Annotated in this window: 2 protein-coding genes; one reads left to right on the forward strand and one right to left on the reverse strand. The window is 73.7% G+C overall.

The genetic code is table 11. The features are described 5' to 3' along the window. Window positions 1-44: 44 nt before the first annotated feature. Window positions 45-1,103 (reverse strand): LacI family DNA-binding transcriptional regulator, encoded by a 1,059-nt coding sequence (locus tag HCJ92_RS23765; RefSeq protein ID WP_167935671.1) that lies wholly within the window; start codon window positions 1,101-1,103, stop codon window positions 45-47. Window positions 1,104-1,219: 116 nt separating this feature from the next. On the opposite strand from HCJ92_RS23765, the gene HCJ92_RS23770 reads away from it, so the two are divergent. Continuing rightward, entirely contained in the window at window positions 1,220-2,140 is a 921-nt protein-coding gene (locus HCJ92_RS23770; protein ID WP_167935672.1) for a dihydrodipicolinate synthase family protein, read from the forward strand. Window positions 2,141-2,185: the final 45 nt, after the last annotated feature.

The following is a 2,185-nucleotide window of genomic DNA, read 5'->3' on the forward strand; positions in this document are numbered from 1 at the left end:
CTCTCGGCCCGCAGCCGCCTGTGCCCGTTTCGGTCCGTTCGGGCTCAGCTGCGGCTGCGGGGCGGGCGGGAGGAACCCCGGGGGATGAACGTCGGGGTCGCCGTCAGGACCGGCGGCGGACTGCCGGGCTCGCGCTCCTCCAGCAGCAGGCGCAGCGCGCCGCGCGCCACCTGGTCGAACGGGACGCGGACCGTGCTCAGCGGAACCGGCAGCCGGCTGACGGTCGGGATGTCGTTGTAGCCGACGACGGAGAGGTCCTCGGGCACCCGCAGGCCGCGTTGGTGCGCGGCGGCCAGCACCCCGATGGCCGTGTTGTCGTTGACGGCGAAGATCGCCGTCGGTGGATCCGGCAGCGCCAGCAGCCGCCGGCCGGCGGCCTCGCCCGCCTCCATGGAGAAGGAGTCCCCGGTCATCAGCAGGGGGTCCGGCTCCACGCCCATCTCGCGCAGCGCCTCGCGGTGGCCCTGGTGGCGCAACAGGGCGCTGGAGGCGTGCTCCGGGCCGCCCACCAGGCCGATGCGGCGGTGGCCGAGGTCGAGGAGGTGGCGGGTGGCCAGCCGGGCTCCGAGCAGGTCGTCGCCGACCGAGGCGGGGTGCAGGCCGTCGGTCCGCAGCGCCAGGACGCGCGGAACGGCGGGGCGCCCGGTGGCGGGGGCGGCGCCGCTCGGTCGGTCGGCCGGGGGCGGTGACGGCCGCTCCTCCCGTTCGTCCGCCGCGGTGTCCAGGCGGGCGGTGGTGAGGATCAGCCCGTCGACCCGGCGGCGCATCAGCGAGTCGGCGGCGCGCCGTTCGGCCTCCGGTGAGTCCTCGGTGCTGGCGACGACGGCGAAGACGCCGCGTTCGGCACTGGCGGCGGCGATCTCCTCGTAGAGCATCGCCATGACGGTGTCGGTGAGCCGCGGCACGATGACCCCGATGGTGCTGGTCCCCGCGCGGCGGAGGCCGGAGGCCAACGGGTCGCGTACGTAGCCGAGTTCGCGTGCGACGTCGCGGACCCGCTCGGCCGTGGCGCTCCGCGAGCGCGGCAGCCGTTCGTCGAGCGCCCGCGACACGGTCGATGTGCTGACGCCCGCTGCCCTGGCCACGTCCCGGATGGTCACCATGCGGGTGAGCCTACCGCCACCGACGAGGTGATCCCGTCCGATCTCTTGACCCGCAGGAATCCTTGCGGTCATAGTGTCGAAACGTTCCCGCAAACGTTCCCACAGAGGGGTAACCCATGACTGAGATCGACCTCCGCGGACTCGTCCCGGCTCCTGTCACACCGTTCACCCCCGACGGTGCCGTCGACCACGAGGCGCTCGCCTCGTACGGCCGCTGGCTCGCGGGTTTCGACGGCGTCAAGGGCCTGGTCTGCCTCGGGCACGCGGGTGAGGGCACCTTCCTCACACAGGCGGAGCAGGTGGCGGTCATCCGCACCCTCGTCGAGGCGGTGGACGGCGCCACGCCGATCATCGCGGGCATCACCGGCGAGGGCACCGCCGTCGCCGCCGACGAGGCGCGTCGCGCGGTGGACGCCGGCGCGGCGGCCGGCCTGCTCTACCCCTCCCACGGGTGGCTTCGGTTCGGCTTCCAGAAGGGCGCCCCGCAGGACCGCTACCGCGTCGTCCACGAGGAGTCCGGGCTGCCGCTGATCCTCTTCCAGTACCCGGACGTCACCAAGGCCAGCTACGACCTGGAGACGCAGCTGGAGATCGCCGCGCAGCCGGGCGTCTTCGCCACCAAGAACGGCGTGCGCAACATGCGCCGCTGGGACACGGAGATCCCGGTGCTCCGCGCGGAGCACCCCGAGCTCCAGATCCTCACCTGCCACGACGAGTACCTGCTCCACACCATGTTCGACGTGGACGGCGCACTCGTCGGCTACGGCGGCCTCGCACCCGAGCCGCTCATCGAGCTGATCGCCGCCGGCAAGGCCCGCGACTACGCCGCCGCCCGCGCGCTGCACGACCGGCTGCTGCCGATCACCAAGTCGGTCTACCACCGCGGCTCCCACATGGAGGGCACCGTGGCGCTGAAGCTGGGGCTGAAGGCCCGCGGCGTACTGCCCCACGCCACCGTGCGCTCCCCGCTGATCGACCTCTCCGAGGCCGCCGAGCAGGAGATCGCGGAGGCGCTGAAGGCCGCGGCGCTGATCTGACCCTGCCGGAGGGCGGGCGGAAGTCGGCGGCGCCGCCGCGCCGCC

The organism is Streptomyces spiramenti (genome assembly GCF_012034385.1).
Classification (GTDB): Bacteria; Actinomycetota; Actinomycetes; order Streptomycetales; family Streptomycetaceae; genus Streptomyces; species Streptomyces spiramenti.